The sequence below is a fragment of the Erwinia sp. V71 genome (assembly GCF_965644245.1).
Classification (GTDB): Bacteria; Pseudomonadota; Gammaproteobacteria; order Enterobacterales; family Enterobacteriaceae; genus Erwinia.
Map to the genome: position 1 here is coordinate 21,354 of NZ_CBFFRK010000028.1, position 19,313 is coordinate 40,666.

Below are 19,313 nucleotides of genomic sequence, written 5' to 3' on the forward strand. Positions count from 1 at the left end.
AAAAACATCATTGAGCCGGAGAGCATCATGCATAAATTCACTAAAGCGTTAGCCGCCGTTGGACTGGCTGCCGTTATGTCACAATCGGCTATCGCCGAAAATTTGAAACTGGGTTTTCTGGTGAAACAGCCAGAGGAGCCCTGGTTCCAGACGGAGTGGAAATTCGCCGATAAGGCCGGTAAAGATTTAGGTTTTGATGTGATCAAAATCGCCGTGCCGGATGGCGAGAAAACCCTTAACGCCATCGACAGCCTGGCGGCCAGCGGCGCGAAAGGTTTTGTTATCTGCACACCCGATCCGAAACTCGGTTCGGCGATTGTCGCCAAAGCGCGCAGCTATAACCTGAAGGTGATCGCGGTGGACGATCAGTTTGTCAACGCGAAAGGCAAACCGATGGATACCGTGCCGCTGGTGATGATGGCGGCGACCAAAATTGGCGAACGCCAGGGGCAGGAGCTGTATAAAGAGATGCAGAAACGCGGCTGGGATGTGAAACAGACCGCGGTAATGGCGATTACCGCCAATGAGCTGGATACTGCGCGTCGTCGTACCGGCGGTTCGATGGAGGCACTGAAAGCCGCGGGTTTCCCGGAAAAACAGATCTACCAGGTTCCCACCAAATCTAATGATATCCCCGGTGCGTTCGATGCCGGCAACTCGCTGCTGGTTCAGCACCCGGAAGTGAAGCACTGGCTGATTGTCGGCATGAACGACAACACTGTGCTGGGTGGCGTGCGCGCGACTGAAGGTCAGGGCTTTAAAGCGGCGGATGTGATTGGTATCGGCATTAACGGTGTGGACGCGGTGAGTGAGCTGTCGAAAGCACAGCCTACCGGTTTTTATGGCTCATTACTGCCAAGCCCGGACGTGCATGGCTATAAGAGCAGCCAGATGCTGTATGACTGGGTGACCAAAGGCGCAGAACCGGCCAAATTTACCGAAGTCACCGATGTGGTGCTGATTAACCGTGAAAACTTTAAAACAGAACTGGCGAAAAAAGGGCTGATGTAAGCCATTGCCTGAAACGGGGCCTGCGAGTCAGGCCCCTTTGTTCTGTCAAGTCAGCAACAGGGAGACAACCATGAGCACTGAACCCGCATACCTGTCGTTTCATGGCATCAGCAAAACCTTTCCTGGCGTGAAGGCGCTGCAGGATATCAGCTTTGACTGCCATGCCGGTCAGGTTCACGCGCTGATGGGCGAAAACGGCGCGGGGAAATCGACGCTGTTAAAAATTCTCAGCGGCAGCTATCAGCCGACCAGCGGAGAAATCCATATCAAAGGCCAGCCGGTGCGTTTTAACCATACCACCGAGGCGCTGGACGCCGGGGTGGCGATCATCTACCAGGAACTGCATCTGGTGCCGGAAATGAGCATCGCCGAAAATATCTATCTGGGTCAGTTGCCGCATAAAGGTGGGCTGGTGCGTCGTTCGCTGCTGCGTTATGAAGCCGGGCTGCAGCTGAAGAATCTGGGAATGGATATCGACCCGGATACACCGCTGAAATACCTGTCGCTCGGTCAGTGGCAGATGGTGGAGATCGCCAAGGCGCTGGCGCGTAACGCCAAAATCATCGCGTTTGATGAACCGACCAGTTCGCTGTCGGCGCGTGAAATCGAGCATCTGTTCCGTGTGATCCGCAATCTGCGCGATCAGGGGCGCACCGTGTTGTATGTCTCGCACCGTATGGAGGAGATTTTTGCCCTCAGCGATGCGATTACGGTGTTTAAAGATGGCCGTTATGTGCGCACCTTTAATGATATGGCGCATACCAGCCACGACCAGCTGGTGCAGGCGATGGTGGGGCGCGAAATCGGCGATATCTATGGTTACACGCCGCGGCCAACCGGCGAGGTGCGTCTGCGCTTAAACGAGGTGCATGCCAAAGGGGTCCGTACGCCAGTGTCGCTGGAGATGCGAGCCGGGGAAATCGTCGGGCTGTTTGGTCTGGTGGGTGCCGGGCGCAGCGAACTGATGAAAGGACTGTTTGGCGGTACGCGGCTGAAGTCCGGCGAACTGTGGCTGGATGGCGAGCAGCTGAAAATCAGCGAGCCCTCTGACGCGATTCGCGCCGGGATAATGCTGTGCCCGGAAGATCGCAAAGCCGACGGGATTATTGCCGTGCACTCGGTGCGCGACAATATCAATATCAGCGCGCGGCGCAACAATGTCACGGCGGGCTGGCTGATTAATCACAACTGGGAGAACAGTAACGCCGCGCGTCATATTAGGGCGCTGAATATCAAAACCCCGTCAGCGGATCAGCTGATGATGAATCTGTCCGGCGGTAATCAGCAGAAGGCGATCCTTGGCCGCTGGCTGTCGGAAGAGATGAAAGTCATCCTCCTCGATGAGCCGACGCGCGGTATTGATGTCGGTGCCAAACACGAAATTTATAACCTGATCTATGCGCTGGCGTCACAGGGCATCGCGGTGCTGTTTGCCTCCAGCGATCTGCCGGAAGTGATGGGCCTTGCTGACCGCATTGTGGTAATGCGGGAAGGCGAGATTGCCGGTGAATTTAACCATGACGAGGCCAGCGAGCCAAAAGTGCTCGGCCTTGCCATGCCGAAAACCTCTCAAGCGGCCGCGGCAGTGGCCTGAATTCAGGAGTGATGTTATGTCTTCATCAACGACCTCAAATACGACGCCACCGCGGCCACGTTCCGGCGTTAATCTGAGTCGCATCTGGGATAACTTCGGCATGCTGGTGGTGTTTGCCGTAGTGTTTATTGGCTGCATGATTTTCGTGCCTAATTTCGGCACTTTTATCAATATGAAAGGGCTTGGGCTGGCGATGTCGATGTCAGGCATGGTGGCGTGTGGCATGCTGTTCTGCCTGGCATCGGGTGACTTTGACCTGTCTGTGGCTTCGGTGATTGCCTGTGCCGGGGTGGTCACTGCGGTAGTGATCAATATGACGGAAAGCCTGTGGATCGGCGTGGCGGCCGGGCTGTTGCTGGGCGTCGCTACTGGCCTGGTCAACGGTTTTGTTATTGCCCGGCTGAAAATCAATGCGCTGATCACCACACTGGCGACCATGCAGATCGTGCGCGGGCTGGCATATATCTTCTCCGACGGTAAAGCGGTCGGGATTGAAGATGAAACCTTCTTTACCCTCGGTTATGCCAACTGGCTCGGCTTACCCGCACCAATCTGGCTGACGATTGCCACCATGGTGATCTTTGGTTTCCTGCTGAATAAAACCACCTTTGGTCGCAATACGCTGGCGATTGGCGGTAATGAAGAAGCCGCGCGGCTGGCCGGTGTGCCGGTGGTGCGTACCCGTATCATCATCTTTATCCTCTCTGGTCTGGTTTCCGCCGCCGCCGGGATTATCCTCGCTTCGCGTATGACCAGCGGCCAGCCGATGACCTCTCTGGGGTATGAGCTGATTGTTATCTCGGCCTGTGTGCTGGGTGGCGTCTCGCTGAAAGGGGGGATCGGTAAGATCTCGTATGTGGTGGCCGGGGTGCTGATTCTGGGCACGGTTGAGAATGCGATGAATTTACTGAATATCTCGCCGTTCTCACAGTATGTGGTGCGTGGTTTGATATTGTTAGCAGCCGTCATATTTGACCGCTACAAACAGAAAGCAAAAACCAGCTGAATGATCGGTCAAGTCTGTGCACGGACGGCTCCTTCCCCCATGTCATGGGGGAAGGCTGGGATGGGGGAGAAACGACTCAGGACTGTGCCACGGGTTCCCCCTCCCTGACCCTCCCCCATTTTATGGGGGAGGGGAAAAAGCGATGCGACGCTTGAGCTGGTTCGTCTGCATGGGCTTTAAAAAAATGAACTCCTGCTTCTGAACTTACTGATTACGGAGGAAATATGTACCATCGTCCGCCTTCAGACGAGCAATCCAACCCGTTGCTGCCAGGTTATCCGTTTAATGCCTGGCTGGTGGCGGGGCTGACGCCAATTACGGCCAATGGTCCGCTGGACTTTTTTATCGACCGGCCACTGGGCATGAAAGGGTATATCCTCAACCTGACGATTAAAGGTCGCGGCCGGGTGTTTGATGGTGCGGCGGCATTTGATTGCGAACCCGGCGATCTGCTGCTGTTCCAGCCGAAAACCCCGCACTACTATGGCCGCGCCACCGACAGCGACTGCTGGTTCCATCGCTGGATCTACTTCCGCCCGCGCGCCTACTGGCATGACTGGCTGACGTGGCAGGATGAAACGCAGGGCGTGGGGCGTCTGCGCTTACCGGAGTCGCTGCGTGGTGAATTCGATCGTCTGTTTGCCAATATTGAACAGACTCACAACTCCGGACGTCGCTTTGCCGAAGAGCTGGCGATGAATCTGCTGGAACGCCTGCTGTTGCGGGCAGTAGAGGAAGATCCGCGCTCACACCAGAAAGTGCGCGATCCGCGGGTGATCGAAGCCTGCCAGTACGTCACCGGTAATCTGGCGGGGGAAGTGAAGATGGAAGAGGTGGCGAAATATGTCTGCCTGTCGCCATCACGCCTTGCTCATCTGTTCCGTGAACAGATGGGGGTGAATTTACTGCGCTGGCGCGAAGATCAGCGGGTGATCCGTGCCAAACTGCTGCTGCAGACCAGCCAGGAACCGATTGCCAGCGTGGGACGGGATGTCGGCTATGATGACCAGCTCTACTTCTCACGCGTATTCCGTAAGCGGGTGGGGGTCAGCCCCAGTGATTTCCGCCGCCGCAGCCAGGATGCCCATGATGCCCTGGTGGCGCAGGAAAGCTGGGATTTAACGCGCAGTGCCGGCTAGCGACAATTCAGCCGAATCCTCCTTGTCCTCATCGCCTGATTGGTTTTAAATCATAAGGTAATGCCTGTCCGCTACGGCCAACCGGCCACTGCGGGCAGGTGCCGAGTGAACAAGAGGAATGCTCATGAGTGATAAAATTCGCGTAGGCCTGATCGGTTATGGCTACGCCAGCAAAACCTTCCATGCGCCACTGATTGCCGGTACGGCAGAGATGGAACTGGCGGCAGTTTCCAGCAGTGATGCGGCAAAAGTTCACGCCGACTGGCCTTCTGTGCAGGTTGTTGATGACCCGCAGTTGCTGTTTAACGACCCGAGCCTGCAGCTGATTGTGATCCCCACCCCAAACGATACCCACTTCCCGCTGGCAAAAGCCGCGCTGAATGCCGGCAGCATGTGGTGGTCGATAAACCGTTTAACGTGACACTGTCACAGGCGCGTGAACTGGATGCGCTGGCACAGGCGAAAGGGCTGCTGCTTTCTGTATTCCATAATCGCCGCTGGGACAGCGATTTCCTGACGCTGAAAGCGCTGCTGGCTGACGGCTCGCTGGGTGAAGTGCGTTACCTTGAATCACACTTTGACCGTTACCGCCCACAGGTGCGCCAGCGCTGGCGTGAAATGAAAGGTGCGGGAAGCGGTATCTGGTACGATCTGGGGCCGCATGTGATTGACCAGGCACTGCAGCTGTTCGGCGCGCCAGTGGCAATCAACGTTGATATGGCTGAGCTGCGCCCGGGCGCACAAACCACCGACTATTTCCATGCCGTGCTGACCTATCCGCAACGTCGCGTGGTGCTGCATGCCAGTATGCTGGTAGCGGCGGAGTCGGCGCGCTTCCAGGTACACGGCACGCGCGGCAGCTACGTGAAATTTGGTCTGGACCCGCAGGAAGATCGTCTGAAAGCGGGTGAGCGTCCGCAACAGGAAGACTGGGGCTACGATATGCGCGACGGCCTGCTGACGCTGGCAGATGGTGAGGTGATGGTAGAGAAAGCGCTGCTCACCATCCCAGGGAATTATCCGGCGTATTATGCAGCGATCCGCGATGCGTTAAATGGCCACGGTGCTAACCCGGTAACCGCAGCAGAGTCGATTCAGGTGATGGAGCTGATCGAACTGGGTCAGCAGTCTGCCGAAAAACGCCAGACAATGTCGCTGAAGTAAATAGCAGGAGCGGCCCGCTGGCCGCTCCTTTACTGGTACTGGATGCTGGCTGCATATCTGCAGTCAGCAGACGGGCTGCTGTTTATTGCGGCTCACGCCAGACCGGGTAGAGGTCGTTAAAGCCTTCGACGTGCAGGGGGGCGCCGGAATCGTGATAGCCCCATCTTCTGATCAATGTGCGCGTGCTGTAGCGGGTGCACTCTGCATAGCAGGGGAATTTATTCTTATTCAGAATCGAATTCAGCTCATTAAACAGTGCCGTCACCACTTTACCTCCGCGTTCTGAAGGCTGCACCGCAAGCAGCGAGATATAATAATGTGGTGGCGTTTGTGGGTGATAATTGTCAAGGCCGGTAATTAATGCTGCCGCGGTTTCATAATTAACACCACAGACTTCACGTATTTTACTGTCGAATGATGCCGCGTCTTCAGGTGTCATCTCCATACCGCCCGGGCGGAAATAAACCAGTGCACCCGCATTATTTTCGGCAAGAATGATTCCGCCACGCTCCATGGCGAGTTCGACATAAAGACGGAAGAATCGCCACAGTAATTCGTAACGCGTTTGGTCATCAGGAAATATTACTACGTGAACGGGTTCATTATAAAAAGCGGTGGTCAGAATATCACATACTTTGTCTAAATCGGTATTTTTGGCATGTCTGCATTTCATTTTATGTATCCTTATAATATTTTCTGAAAGAGTGATTTGAATAATAAGAATTTTCTCTTGAATGTTTTTTAAATGCGAAAAAATCTCCGTAACCGTCTGGGGTGGTTATTACGGTATCGCATGAAAATAAGAAGGACAATACGCGGGGGTCTGAATGTGGCTAGAGAAATAACTTTAAGTCATGCTGGATTTTTTGTTTGGATATCAATTAGTTGATATCCAAACAAATGATTCGCGAGTTTTACTAAATAATATCATGCGAGTTTTTTATGTTTTTTTACGAGTGGCGTGACCATATTGAGCTCTTTCCCCAGGCTGATAGCGTGTTTGGCATTTTTTACACCCATTTTTTTTACAACATTTGCGATATGAAATTTAACAGTGCTAACGGTAATGTGCAGCGTATCGGCGACTTCGGTATAGGTCTTGCCGGTACTGCTCCAGTAGAGGATTTCAGACTCGCGGGTGGTGAGGACAAATTTTGCTTCTTCGGCTTCTTCGTGGTAGGCATTCAGCATCATTTCATGGGTGCGAATTAACAGCCCCTGAATTTCATCTTTATGACTGATGATGTTATTCTCTATCTCTTCGCGGGTCAGCTTGTTCATATACAGCGATAATATCGCCAGATTATTGTTATGATCATGGACGATAAAGGCATAGCCACTGAAGGAACTGACGGGTTCAAACACTTTCCTGACAGTCCATTGCGAGTTAATCGTCATATCCTCATTCCACGGGAAAGAGGAGATACGGTTCAGCGCATTAATAATGACAGGATCAATATTCTGACGTTTATTATCGAGGTAGTTATTCACCAGTTCGTCAGACAGGTCACTGATAATAACCATCTCATCGGTGTTCCTTTTGTTCATCACACCGTAGACATAGTTAATTTCGCCATACTTTTGCAGACTGTCGCTCAGAAATTGCCTGATGGCCTCATTTTTGTCACTGTTGGAAAAATAATTCTCACGCATTGATCGGTTTCTCTCATCTTGAGACTGCATAACAAAGGGCGCCCACTTCTGGCGCTGCAAAAATCAATGGAAGCACGTTATCGCGGGGAGTGAGTCTCCCCGCGCGAGTATCAGGCGGCGATTTTGGCCCGAATACGCTGCTTCTCGGCGTCACTTAAGAACGCAATTTTAAGACCATTTTCCTGTGCGGTACGCATCTGCTGCGCAGTCAGCCCAGCCTGCGGCGCAGCGACCTGATATTCATGGGCAATTTCAATCCCCTGTACCGCCGGATCATCGGTGTTAATAGTGGCAAGGATACCATGATCCAGGAAGGTCGCCAGCGGGTGCTGACTCAGTTGTGCGACAGTGCTGGTCTGCAGATTAGATGTCAGGCAGGATTCAATACCAATCTGCTGCGCGGCGAGGAAATCCATCAGCGCGCGATCTTCCACGGCTTTCACGCCGTGGCCGATACGCTCTGCGCCCAGTTCACGGATGGCCTGCCAGATACTTTCCGGGCCAGCGGCTTCTCCGGCATGGACGGTAATACGGAAACCGGCATCACGCGCGCGGTTAAAGTGGCTGAGGAACTGGCTGCCCGGGAAGCCCAGCTCATCACCGGCGAGGTCGATTGCGGTAATGCCGTCGCGGTGTGCGAGAAAGCCTTCCAGTTCCTGCAGGCAGGCCTGCTCACCAAAGGTGCGGCTCATGATGCCGATCAGACGCACATCAATATCATACTGCTGGCAACCGGCTTTAATACCGTCGATCACCGCTTCAACCACACCGGCAACCGGCAGCTGGTGGGTCATCGCCATATAACCCGGCGAGAAACGCAGTTCGGCATAATGGATGCCTGCCTGTGCGGCATCCGCCACATTTTCCAGTGCCACGCGGCGGCAGGCGTCAAGAGAGCCAAGCACTTTCACCCCCCAGTCGAGTTTCTGCAGAAAACTCACCAGATCCGGTTCATTGCGGGTGACCTGCACATGCGGACGCAGTGTTTCCAGTGTGCTGGCGGGCAGGGAGAGATTAAATTCGCGACCTAAATCGAGGATAGTTTGCGCACGAATATTGCCATCAAGGTGACGGTGAATATCGGTGAGGGGAAGACGGGAATCGATCATTTCGCACTCTCTTGGTTGTTTTAAGTAAAGTGCAGAGAATTATAAAAACATCTTGCGCACGGATGCCAGCGAATTGCGCAACAATGCGCGATAACTGCTGGTTTATTACGCGGCGTGGTACTGTCGTCTTGCGGGGGATTTGCGGTCAGCGTTCGCCATTTTCAGATAAATACGTCGCGGTTCTGTCAAAAAAAACGGCGCCTGTCAGGGCGCCGTGGCTGGCAGAACGCATTATTCCTGCGGGATGGCACCCATGCCGCCGAGCATATAGCGCGAGAGGAACTGGTCGAGCGGCATTTTTTCGCCGTTCATGGTCACTTCACCGTTCGTGTATTGCAGGCTGGTGACAATATTCCCCTCCTGCTGCGTGGTCAGCTTAAACATCTGGCCCATTGCTGCCAGACCTTTGACCTGCTGCTCCGCCAGTTTGCTGGCCTGATCCTGCGGATGGCCTTCCGCCAGCGCGACATGGGTCATCAGCTCGGTCGCCATCGCCATGGAGATCTGCAGCTTACTGTCGAGGCTTTTCACTACGCGGTCAGCTGCCTGATTGATATCCTGCGCCTGACCGTCAGCTGTCGCCGGGTCTTTAAACTGCACATTCAGATTAAAGCTGCTCTCGCCCTTGTCATTTTTCCAGCTGAGCGGGGCGATGCTGATAATCGGATCGCCTTTCAGCAGGGTCGGCAGATTCGCCAGCAGCACCTGATTCATCGCCTGCTGATACTGCTGCGGGTCCTGGGTGAGTTCCGGCTGGCTCAGCAGCGCCTGCGCCTGGGTATTATACTGCTCCGAGAAGGTCTTCAGCGCGGCACCGTCCAGATTTGCCAGCTTCATCACCAGCTGACCCTGACCAAACGACTGATTCTGCATCTTCACATTGGCAACGGTGTAATCAATCTGACCGGAGACCGCTTTATCATCGGAATCGAAACGTGAGCTGCCTTTCAGGCCTTCCACCGCAATCGCATCCTGACCATTTACGCTGGCGCTGAGCTTCTGCAGATCGATATCCTGGCTGCCAATGCGCACGCCCTGCGGATTAAGACGTGTATCCGCCGTCGTTTTCAGGTTGTTCAGCGTAAACAGAACGGGCAGACCGAGCTGATTTTTGGTGGTAATCGCGATGCTGTCGATATTGCCGTCAAAACTGACTTTATCGCCATTGGCATCCGCCGCAACGTCCAGCGAGCCTTCATTCCAGGCAAAACGCTGGCCGCTTTCACTGTTCTGGTAATCCAGTGGCAGCAGTTTGATCGCCGATGCGGTATCACCGCCGTAACCAATACGGGTGTCGGCCTGAATCACGGAGACGCCTTTACTGGCTTCAAACAGCGTTTTCAGCGCGTCGGTATTCTCCAGCTCGCTATGCACGGACGCCATTGCCGGGATCAGATGACCTTTTTTCAGCTGGGCGAACGGGAAGGGGCCATGGTCGATGGTTTCGTTAAACACGATACTCTGGCCGGGTTTCAGCAGGGCATTATCTTCGGTTTGTGAACTGGCCTGTACCACCAGTTTCGCATGGCTGCTGAACAGGCTGCGCTGATAGTCCTGATAGCTGACCTGCAGACGCGCTTCAGGCGCGAGTTTATTCAGCTGGCTGTTGGCGTAGTCAAGCAGGGTATCTTTGCGCGCTTCCAGCTGTTTGCCGGTATACCAGGCACCGCCGGTCCAGATAATCCCCAGTGCAACTACGACACCTAGTGCAATCTTGCTTTTGTTCATCTTGATTTGTCATCCTTTCGCTGATGTCTGTCACAGCCTGCCTGATCCTGAGATCGGCTGCGAAGAAAAACGCCCGCAGGCGTTTTTATTGTCAATCCTGTACCCCCGCTTCTGGCAGTGGCGATCTGATCGGTGATTAATAGCTTGAATAATAATAGCAATTGCCCGGGCAGCCGTCAGCCGCATTGTTACACGATGTTATACACCCGCGCGATACGCCCGTCGCCGCTCAGGCTGACCGGCGCTTCATCGGCAGCAATAAAGCAGGATTCACCAGCTTTCAGGTGCAATTGCTGGTTCTGCTGGCTGAGCAGGGCGTCACCTTCAATGCAGAACAGAATCGCGGCACTCTGTTGCGTGACGGCCTCGGGTATTGCCTGCAGGGTATGGATGGCGAACGCAAAATCCTCCACTGGGATCGGAAAATCCAGGGTATTGCCACGACTGTGCGGCTGAGTACGCAGTTGCGTATAAGGAATCGCGCGGAAGCGGACATTAGCCAGTAACTCAGGCAGGTCGATATATTTGGGGGTTAAGCCGGCGCGCAGTACGTTATCGGAGTTCGCCATCACTTCCAGCGCCACGCCCCGCAGATAGGCGTGCGGCGTTTCCGCAAACAGAAACATCGCCTCTCCGGGCTGTAACTCAATCACATTCATCAGTAACGGTGAAAACAGACCGCAGTCGTCAGGATAAAACTGAGCAATCTGTTGAATCGTCTGCCAGGGCTGACCGGACTGGCTGAGCAGGGCAGCCTGCAACACCGTCAGCGCCTGTGACTTCTGTGCCTCTTCCAGTGACAACAGACCGGCAAACAGCCGTGACAGGTTGTCTTCATCCGGCTGCTGCAGGAAATCCTCAATCAGCGGATGGGCGGCGGCCACAGGCTGCAGCAGGGTGGCGATCTCTGTGAACTCACGGAAGCCGTTAATGGCAAGGAATGGCGTTAACGCGTACACCAGTTCCGGCTTATGGTTGGCATCCTTATAGTTGCGCTCTGGGGCGGCAAGAGGGATGCCGGCGGCATTCTCTTTGGCAAAACCGATTTCGGCCGCCCGCTTATTCGGGTGCACCTGAATCGACAGCGGCTGGTCAGCACACAGCACTTTAAACAGGAACGGCAGTTCACCGAAGCGCTGCGCGACGTCTGCGCCCAGCAGGCGGTGTTTGTCACTGTCAATCAGGCTGCGCAGGCTTTGGGGCTGACCATCAATCTCAACGGCAGAGCTGCTTTTCGGATGCGCACCCATCCATAATTCGGCCATCGGCTGGTTATCAGGATTGGCGACGCCATACAGTTCGGTCAGCGCAGTCCTGCTGCCCCAGGCGTAGTTTTGCAGTGAATTACGTAATTTATGCATGGTTTTTCCCTGTTGAACTTATTCTCACTGCAATTATTAAAACAGAATCTCTGGTGAAAAAAACTGTCGAAGTTCAATAAAGACGACCACGTCGCATAATGTTAAATTATTGTGTGGCAGACTATTTCGCGCCTTTATTGCCCGTCGTGGATGAAGGGGCCGTGAATACCCTAAGTTATTGACGGGTATAAATTGATGAATGTGCTAAAGGAGACAGGAATGACAGCCAACCGCATTGAAAAAGACTCAATGGGACCCATTGATGTACCGTCTGACAAGCTGTGGGGCGCGCAGACGCAGCGCTCACTGGAACACTTCCGCATCTCAACCGAAAAAATGCCCACTGCGCTGGTGCATGCGCTGGCGCTGACCAAGCGCGCCGCCGCGAAGGTGAATAATGATCTCGGCCTGCTGCCGGCGGAACGTGCTGACGCCATCATTAAAGCGGCCGATGAAGTGCTGGCGGACAAGCACAGCAATGAATTCCCTCTCGCTATCTGGCAGACCGGTTCCGGCACCCAGACCAATATGAATATGAATGAAGTGCTGGCCAACCGGGCAAGTGAAATTCTCGGTGGCGAGCGCGGCATGTCGCGCCTGGTGCATCCTAACGATGATGTGAACAAGAGCCAGAGCTCCAATGACGTCTTCCCGACGGCCATGCATGTGGCCGCGGTGATTGCGGTACGCGAGCATCTGGTTCCGCAGCTGAATGTGCTGAAAAAGACGCTGGCGGAGAAAGCCGACGCCTATAAAGATATCGTCAAAATTGGCCGTACCCATCTGCAGGACGCCACACCGCTGACCCTCGGTCAGGAGATTTCTGGCTGGGTGGCAATGCTGGAACATAACCTGAAGCACATCGGGCAGAGCATTCCGCACGTTGCGGAACTGGCGCTGGGCGGCACTGCCGTCGGCACCGGCCTGAATACGCATCCGGAATATGCCGTGCGCGTGGCGAAAGAGCTGGCGGAACTGACGAAACAGCCGTTTGTCACTGCACCGAATAAATTCGAAGCGCTGGCGACCACCGATGCGCTGGTTCATGCTCATGGCGCGCTGAAAGGCCTGGCGGCGTCACTGATGAAGATCGCTAACGATGTGCGCTGGCTGGCATCCGGCCCGCGTTGCGGCATTGGTGAACTGTCGATCCCGGAAAACGAACCCGGCAGCTCCATTATGCCAGGTAAAGTGAACCCGACGCAGTGTGAAGCGCTGACGATGCTGTGCTGTCAGGTGATGGGTAATGATGTGGCGATCAATATTGGCGGCGCATCCGGCAACTTTGAGCTGAACGTCTACCGCCCGATGATTATTCACAACTTCCTGCAGTCAATTCGTCTGCTGGCGGACGGTATGGACAGCTTTAACCATCACTGTGCTGTGGGTATCGAACCAAACCGCGATCGTATCACGCAGCTGCTGAATGAGTCGCTGATGCTGGTGACCGCGCTGAATACCCATATTGGCTACGATAAAGCGGCGGAAATTGCCAAGAAAGCGCATAAAGAAGGGCTGACGCTGAAAGGCTCGGCGCTGAAACTGGGTTATCTCACCGAAGCAGAATTTGATGCCTGGGTGCGTCCGGAAGATATGGTTGGCAGCATGAAGTCATAATCCACGGTTAATCCGGGACTGATTAAGCGGGAGAAATCCCGCTTTTTTTATGCCCGGAGTCGCGAAGCAGCGTCATCACACTAAACGGTCAGTATATAAATGCAGGCGCGGAATAATGGCAATCAGCTTCTCCGCCTGCGGCTTATGGCGGTGTTTGACCTGGCTGGCATCGTAATTCAGTAATTCACCTAATGCTGGCACCTGATTTTTATCCGGACACAGCACCAGCAGCGGCGAAGGGCAGGCAAACTGCGTCTGTTTTTGCTGGTCAATATGCCAGCTGCGGGCAATCGGCTGGACTTTCACCGGGCGTTTTATTTTCAGCCGCGCACTGGCCGGCAGGGAGCGAATGGCCTCCATCTCTTCCTGCACTTTTTCCGCCCATTGTTCACGCGTCCACGGCGCGACGGCACGGCCAGATTTCAGGCTGCGCTCCAGTTTCTCCAGCACCGCTTTATGCGTCATATTTTTGACGATATGCTTATTCGCCCAGCCAAAACGCAGGGTGTCGGGCGCATCCAGCAGGGTAATTGCGCGGTAGGCATTGAGTGTAATCAGGCCGCGCAGCTGATTATGAACAAAGTCGAAACGTGCTTCGCTTTCAACACCGGATTCGACGGTAATAATCTGTTCCAGACGGGTTTTCTGCTGATTAATCTGCGCCACCTGCTGGTGGAGCAGGGACGACTGATGCGCATCAGCGGCAAAACAGAGCGCACCGGGCAGTCTGACCGCCGCTTTGGTGCTGATATGTTCTGACTGATGCTGCATAAACAGGCGGCAGTAGTGATCCAGCGCCAGCTGCCGGGCGTCTTTTCCCAGATGCTGAGTCACCTCGATGTGGGTAATGGCGTCATGTTCTTCGCCTTTGCGTACCGGCGGCAGGGTGAACACGCGTGCTGCCAGCAGTGGCAGTGCCTGTAATGTTTCCCGCAACTGCTGGAGTTCCGTTTCAAGCTGACTGACGCATTGATGAAGCGCCGCTACCGCATCATACTGGTTCATGACTCCGTCCTTAGTTACAACATACAATTCGAGTATAACACCTCAGGTGCGTATTTCAGCTCCTGAGTGGGGGCGTTCTGCAGAAGCGGAATTCACATGCCCGTTTTGCCCCAGGTGCCGTTTCTTCCCGGAGAGTACACATTATCAGTCGCTGTGCCAGGTGAAGACAACCGATGGCGATTCTGGATCAAATAATCTAATTAGTTACAACATACAATTCAGTGTTTTTAAATAGTGCCGGTCTGCAACATCAGTGAAAGTAAAAATTCAGGCAGGCCATGAGGCGCGGGCATCATGGCCTGAAGTGACAAAACTAGAGTTGACGTTTTTGCAGTCGCCAGCCGACCAGCAGTGCCAGCACCAGCATTGAAGCGATAAAGCAGGTCACACCGGCCCAGCCAAAGTTGTGCCAGAACACCCCGCCCAGTGTACCCGCCACGCTGGAACCGACATAGTAGCAGAACAGATACAGCGAGGATGCCTGGCCTTTTGCCCGGCGTGCACGCGGGCCAATCCAGCCACTGGCAACGGAGTGGGAGGCAAAGAAGCCTGCCGCAAACAGCATCATACCGACGAGGATGAACCACAATGAGTTAAATGCGGTCAATAACAGCCCCGTCAGCATAATCGAGGTAAAGAACAGCAGCACCGGACCTCGCCCAAACCGGGCAGTCATCGCGCCTGCTTTTGGCGAACTCCAGCTGCCGGTCAGATACACCACGGACAGCAGGCCGACCACCGCCTGGCTCAGAAACCACGGCGCACTCAGCAGGCGATAGCCAATATAGTTAAACAGGGTGACAAATGACCCCATCAACAGAAAACCTTCGACAAATAACAGCGGCAACCCGGCATCACGCCAGTGCAAACGAAAGTTAATCAGCATTGTGCGCGGTTTTAACGCCACCGGGCGGAAATGACGTGAAGGTGGCAGAATTTTCCAGAACATCAGCGCGGCGGCAAGGGAAAAACAGCCAATCGCCATCACGGCGACACGCCATGATGAAAAATCAGTGATCACCCCGGTCAGCAGGCGGCCGCTCATCCCGCCAATAGAGTTACCACTGATATACAGCCCCATCGAGAACGCCACCATACTGGGGTGAATCTCTTCGCTCAGATAGGTCATGCCGACAGCGGCCACGCCGCTTAATGCCAGGCCGGTTAACGCGCGCATTACCAGAATACCGTTCCAGCTTTCCATCGTGGTGCAAAGCAGGGTACAGAGTGCGGCGAGCAGCAGGCCTGTCACCATCACCGATTTGCGCCCCACGGCATCAGATATCGGCCCGGTAAACAGCAGCCCTAACGCCATCATACCGGTCGCCAGAGACAGTGAGATGCTGCTTTCCGCCGGGCTGACGCCAAACTGCTGCGACAGCACGGGGAGGATCGGTTGTACACAGTAGAGCAGCACAAACGTAGCCAGCCCGGCAGAGAACAGTGCCAGCGTCACACGCATAAATTGCGGCGTACCACGTTTAATATAGGGATTTTCGAGTCTTTGCGCGGGAGTGGAATCAGAGACGCGTGGTTCACTGGCATCATCCAGTGTCACGGTCCGGGATAAGCGGTTCACAACAATTCCTTAGAAGTAAAATCAGTCTGTTAACCTTAGTGAAGCTGGATTATGATGTCTAATATATTAATAATCTCAAATGATACTTTTAAAATATGAATATTGAATTGCGTCATTTGCGTTACTTTATTGCGGTTGCCGAAGAGCTGCATTTTGGTCGTGCGGCGCAACGTCTGAATATCTCTCAGCCGCCGCTGAGCCAGCAGATACAACTGCTCGAACAGCAAATCGGCGCGCGGCTGCTGTCACGCACCAACCGCAGCGTGACACTCACCGCTGCAGGCGAACAGTTTTTGCTGGATGCCCGCCAGATCCTGCTTAATGTCAGCCAGGCCGCCGATAAAGCCACACGTTTACATCATGGTGTGGCAGGGGAGTTGCGTGTCGGTTTTACCTCATCCGCGCCGTTTATTACCCGCGTCTCTGATGCGCTGTTTACCTTTCGCCTGCGCTATCCGCAGGTGCATTTACTGGTGCAGGAAATTAATACCCGCCAGCAGCTGGAGCCGTTAACAGATGGCCGCCTGGATCTGGGCATCATGCGTAATACGCAGTTGCCGGATAACTTCGAGCACCAGTTACTGCTGCGTGAACCACTTTGTGCCGTGGTGCACCGCGCGCACCCTCTGGCGCAGCATAAGAGCATTTCGCTGCAGGCACTGGCTGAAGAACCCTTCGTCTTTTTCGATCCACAGGTTGGCACCGCGCTGTACAGCGACATTCTTTCACTGCTGCAGCGGCACAATATTCAGCCATGGATTAACCAGGAAGTCGGCGAGGCGATGACCATTCTTGGTCTGGTCGCGACCGGACTGGGGGTGTCGATTTTACCGGCATCGTTCCAGCGCATACGGCTGGCGGAAGTGGTGTGGCTGCCGCTGCAGGAACAGGATGCGTTGTCAGAAATGTGGCTGGTGTGGGCGAAGCAGGCGGAACCCAGTGCACTGCTGGGCAATATGATGGCCTTACTGCTGAAGTAAAGGTGCGGCGATAAGCCGCGAGCTGACGCTTTTGCGCGCATTATTCCCGCTTTTGTGTGCAGTAAATCACATATCGAATCAAATATTTGACGATATCGTGTAAGTGTTTCACCATAGCGCAAAAGCTTTATTTTGAAGCGCGAAAATAAGCGGGAGCGGTTGTGGTGATAGCGGATAGTCAGCCTGGGCATATTGACCAGATAAAGCAGACCAATGCTGGCGTAGTGTATCGCCTGATAGATCAGTTTGGCCCGATTTCCCGCATTGAACTCTCCCGCCTGGCACAGCTGGCCCCTGCCAGTATCACCAAGATTGTGCGCGAAATGCTGGAAGCACATCTGGTGCAGGAAACCGAATTTCAGGAAGTCGGCAGCCGCGGTCGTCCTGCGGTTGGTCTGATCCTTGATACTGCAGCCTGGCACTATCTCTCGGTACGCATCAGCAAAGGTGAGATGACACTGGCGTTGCGCGATTTAAGCAGCACGCTGGTCGCTGAAGACCAACGCTCGTTACCCCCGGAAGACGATCAGCCACTGCTGGCGCGTATTACTGACGAAATCGATCAGTTTTTCACCCGCCATCAGCGCAAGCTGGAGCGTTTAACTGCCATCGCCATTACGCTGCCCGGCATTATCGATACTCAGAGCGGTATTGTGCACCGCATGCCATTTTATGATGTCACCGATATGCCGCTGGGGCCGGAACTGGAGCAGCGCACCGGACTACCGATCTTTATTCAGCCTGATATTTGCGCCTGGACCATGGCGGAATCGCTGTTTGGTGCCGCACGGGGCGCCAGTGATGTGATCCAGCTGGTGATCGATCACAATGTCGGTGCCGGGGTGATTACCGGTGGTCGTCTATTGCATAACGGCAGCAGAACGCTGGTTGAAATTGGCCATACACAAGTCGACCCGTATGGAAGGCAGTGTTACTGCGGCAATCATGGCTGCCTGGAGACAGTCGCCAGTATCAGCAGTGTGCTGGCGCTGGCGGAGCAGCGGATGGCATCGTCGCTGAGTTCATCACTGCACAATCAGCCGCTGACGGTGGCGTCACTGTGTGATGCTGCACTGGCAGGCGACCCGCTGGCGCGCGATATTATTATCGGTGTCGGCCACAGCGTGGGGCGGATGCTGGCGGTGATGGTCAACCTGTTTAACCCGCAAAAAATTCTCATCGGCTCACCGCTGAATCGCGCGGCCGGGATACTCTATCCGGCGATTACCACCTGCATTCGCCAGCAGGCATTGCCATCTTACAGTGCACATATCGATGTTGAACCGACGCAGTTTGTTAATCTCGGCACCATGCCGGGCGCGGCGCTGGTAAAAGACGCGATGTATAACGGTTCGCTGCTGATTAAACTGCTGCAGGGATAACTGCTTTGCTGCTTATCCACAAAAAATTGCGATAACGCAAACTGGCGTCCTGCGCGCTATTTTACAATTTTCCGACATTGGCCCTGCGCAAACTCAATTCATTTCAGCTGTTTGGCCTGTCGGAGAAGCTCTCATGTTTAATCGGATATTCGTAACCGGTACGGATACTGCTGTCGGTAAAACAGTGGTTTCCCGTGCGCTGTTACAAAAACTGGCCAGCCACTACCCACGCGTGGTGGGCTATAAGCCAGTCGCTAAAAGCAGTGAACAGACTGCGGAAGGACTGCGCAATAAAGACGCTCTGGTGCTGCAGGCCTCGTCCTCAGTACAACTGCCTTATCAGGCGATTAACCCGTTTACCCTGCAGGAAGATGAGATCAGCACCAGCCGCGATCAGCCGATCGACTACACCCGGCTCAGTGATGGTTTACAGGCGTTAAGCCTGCAGGCCGATGCGGTAGTGGTGGAAGGGACGGGCGGCTGGCGCAGCCTGATGAATGACTTACGGCCACTTTCAGAGTGGGCAGTGCTGGAAAAGCTGCCGGTAATTATGGTGGTGGGAATTCATACTGGCTGCATCAGTCATGCGCTGCTGACGGCAGAATCGGTACTGCACGACGGTCTGCCGCTGATGGGCTGGGTGGCAAACCGCATTAACCCCGGACTGGCGCATTATGCGGAAATTATCGATGTGCTGCGCGATAAGATCCCGGCGCCGCTGCTGGGTGAATTGCCGTATCTGCCGCGCGCCGAGCAGCGTGATTTAGCGAAATATCTGGATCTGTCTCCGCTGGACGCGCAGTAATATCACGTACAACCCGGAGCGTCAGTTCGCTGGCGCTCTGTGAATGATCCCGAAAGTGCTCGTAATCCTGTGCATCTGTTATTAATCAATTTGTTGTCACCTTTGGAAGGTGCGATTAATTCGATGGGAACCATTTTTTCGTCCTGTCATCGTATGGTAAATGAACAAAGAACCGCCCAA

Annotated in this window: 15 protein-coding genes and 1 pseudogene; 9 read left to right on the forward strand and 7 right to left on the reverse strand. The window is 54.4% G+C overall.

Going from position 1 to position 19,313, the window contains the following annotated elements; all coding sequences use genetic code 11:
- Positions 1-27 precede the first annotated feature (27 nt).
- The 5 genes and pseudogenes from ACSZO1_RS08825 to ACSZO1_RS08845 all read left to right on the forward strand — a co-directional run bounded on the left by ACSZO1_RS08825 (position 28) and on the right by ACSZO1_RS08845 (position 5,914).
- Positions 28-1,011, forward strand: a complete 984-nt coding sequence (locus tag ACSZO1_RS08825; protein WP_437611589.1) for an arabinose ABC transporter substrate-binding protein — start codon at positions 28-30, stop codon at positions 1,009-1,011.
- Between the two features lie 70 nt (positions 1,012-1,081).
- Positions 1,082-2,605 carry an L-arabinose ABC transporter ATP-binding protein AraG gene (gene araG, locus ACSZO1_RS08830; protein WP_437611591.1) on the forward strand — a complete coding sequence of 508 codons (1,524 nt, stop codon included), beginning with the start codon at positions 1,082-1,084 and terminating at the stop codon, positions 2,603-2,605.
- Between the two features lie 16 nt (positions 2,606-2,621).
- Complete coding sequence (araH, locus tag ACSZO1_RS08835) at positions 2,622-3,611, forward strand: L-arabinose ABC transporter permease AraH (RefSeq protein WP_437611593.1); 990 nt, start codon at positions 2,622-2,624, stop codon at positions 3,609-3,611.
- Between the two features lie 224 nt (positions 3,612-3,835).
- Positions 3,836-4,750: an arabinose operon transcriptional regulator AraC gene (gene araC, locus ACSZO1_RS08840; RefSeq protein WP_437611595.1), complete on the forward strand. Its 915-nt coding sequence runs from the start codon at positions 3,836-3,838 to the stop codon at positions 4,748-4,750.
- Between the two features lie 124 nt (positions 4,751-4,874).
- Positions 4,875-5,914 (forward strand): annotated as a pseudogene (locus tag ACSZO1_RS08845) (oxidoreductase).
- An 82-nt stretch (positions 5,915-5,996) separates the two neighbouring features.
- Here ACSZO1_RS08845 and ACSZO1_RS08850 read toward each other — a convergent pair.
- From ACSZO1_RS08850 to manA, 5 genes are all read right to left on the reverse strand, one after another.
- Positions 5,997-6,587, reverse strand: coding sequence for a hypothetical protein (locus ACSZO1_RS08850; RefSeq protein WP_437611597.1), 591 nt, complete (start codon positions 6,585-6,587; stop codon positions 5,997-5,999).
- A 254-nt stretch (positions 6,588-6,841) separates the two neighbouring features.
- On the reverse strand, positions 6,842-7,567 hold the full coding sequence (locus ACSZO1_RS08855) for an autoinducer binding domain-containing protein (protein WP_437611599.1): 726 nt from the start codon (positions 7,565-7,567) through the stop codon (positions 6,842-6,844).
- 110 nt (positions 7,568-7,677) lie between these two features.
- The gene (add, locus tag ACSZO1_RS08860) at positions 7,678-8,676 is read right to left on the reverse strand and encodes an adenosine deaminase (protein ID WP_437611601.1); all 999 of its coding nucleotides are present in this window, start codon (positions 8,674-8,676) and stop codon (positions 7,678-7,680) included.
- A 231-nt stretch (positions 8,677-8,907) separates the two neighbouring features.
- Positions 8,908-10,404: a YdgA family protein gene (locus ACSZO1_RS08865; protein ID WP_437611603.1), complete on the reverse strand. Its 1,497-nt coding sequence runs from the start codon at positions 10,402-10,404 to the stop codon at positions 8,908-8,910.
- Between the two features lie 188 nt (positions 10,405-10,592).
- Positions 10,593-11,765: a mannose-6-phosphate isomerase gene (manA, locus tag ACSZO1_RS08870; RefSeq protein ID WP_437611605.1), complete on the reverse strand. Its 1,173-nt coding sequence runs from the start codon at positions 11,763-11,765 to the stop codon at positions 10,593-10,595.
- A gap of 219 nt (positions 11,766-11,984) precedes the next feature.
- Between manA and fumC the strand changes: the two genes are divergently transcribed.
- On the forward strand, positions 11,985-13,382 hold the full coding sequence (gene fumC, locus ACSZO1_RS08875) for a class II fumarate hydratase (RefSeq protein ID WP_437611607.1): 1,398 nt from the start codon (positions 11,985-11,987) through the stop codon (positions 13,380-13,382).
- Positions 13,383-13,457: 75 nt separating this feature from the next.
- On the opposite strand, the gene tus is transcribed toward fumC, so the two are convergent.
- On the reverse strand, positions 13,458-14,387 hold the full coding sequence (tus, locus tag ACSZO1_RS08880; protein ID WP_437611609.1) for a DNA replication terminus site-binding protein: 930 nt from the start codon (positions 14,385-14,387) through the stop codon (positions 13,458-13,460).
- Between the two features lie 313 nt (positions 14,388-14,700).
- A complete protein-coding gene (locus ACSZO1_RS08885; protein WP_437611611.1) occupies positions 14,701-15,966 on the reverse strand; it encodes an MFS transporter in 1,266 nt (421 codons plus the stop codon).
- A gap of 95 nt (positions 15,967-16,061) precedes the next feature.
- On the opposite strand from ACSZO1_RS08885, the gene ACSZO1_RS08890 reads away from it, so the two are divergent.
- The 3 genes from ACSZO1_RS08890 (at position 16,062) to bioD (ending at position 19,133) form a co-directional block, all read left to right on the forward strand.
- The gene (locus ACSZO1_RS08890) at positions 16,062-16,946 is read left to right on the forward strand and encodes a LysR substrate-binding domain-containing protein (RefSeq protein WP_437611613.1); all 885 of its coding nucleotides are present in this window, start codon (positions 16,062-16,064) and stop codon (positions 16,944-16,946) included.
- A gap of 164 nt (positions 16,947-17,110) precedes the next feature.
- Positions 17,111-18,328 (forward strand): sugar metabolism global transcriptional regulator Mlc, encoded by a 1,218-nt coding sequence (gene mlc / locus ACSZO1_RS08895; protein ID WP_437611622.1) that lies wholly within the window; start codon positions 17,111-17,113, stop codon positions 18,326-18,328.
- 133 nt (positions 18,329-18,461) lie between these two features.
- A complete protein-coding gene (gene bioD, locus ACSZO1_RS08900) occupies positions 18,462-19,133 on the forward strand; it encodes a dethiobiotin synthase (RefSeq protein ID WP_437611615.1) in 672 nt (223 codons plus the stop codon).
- The last annotated feature ends 180 nt before the right edge of the window (positions 19,134-19,313 follow it).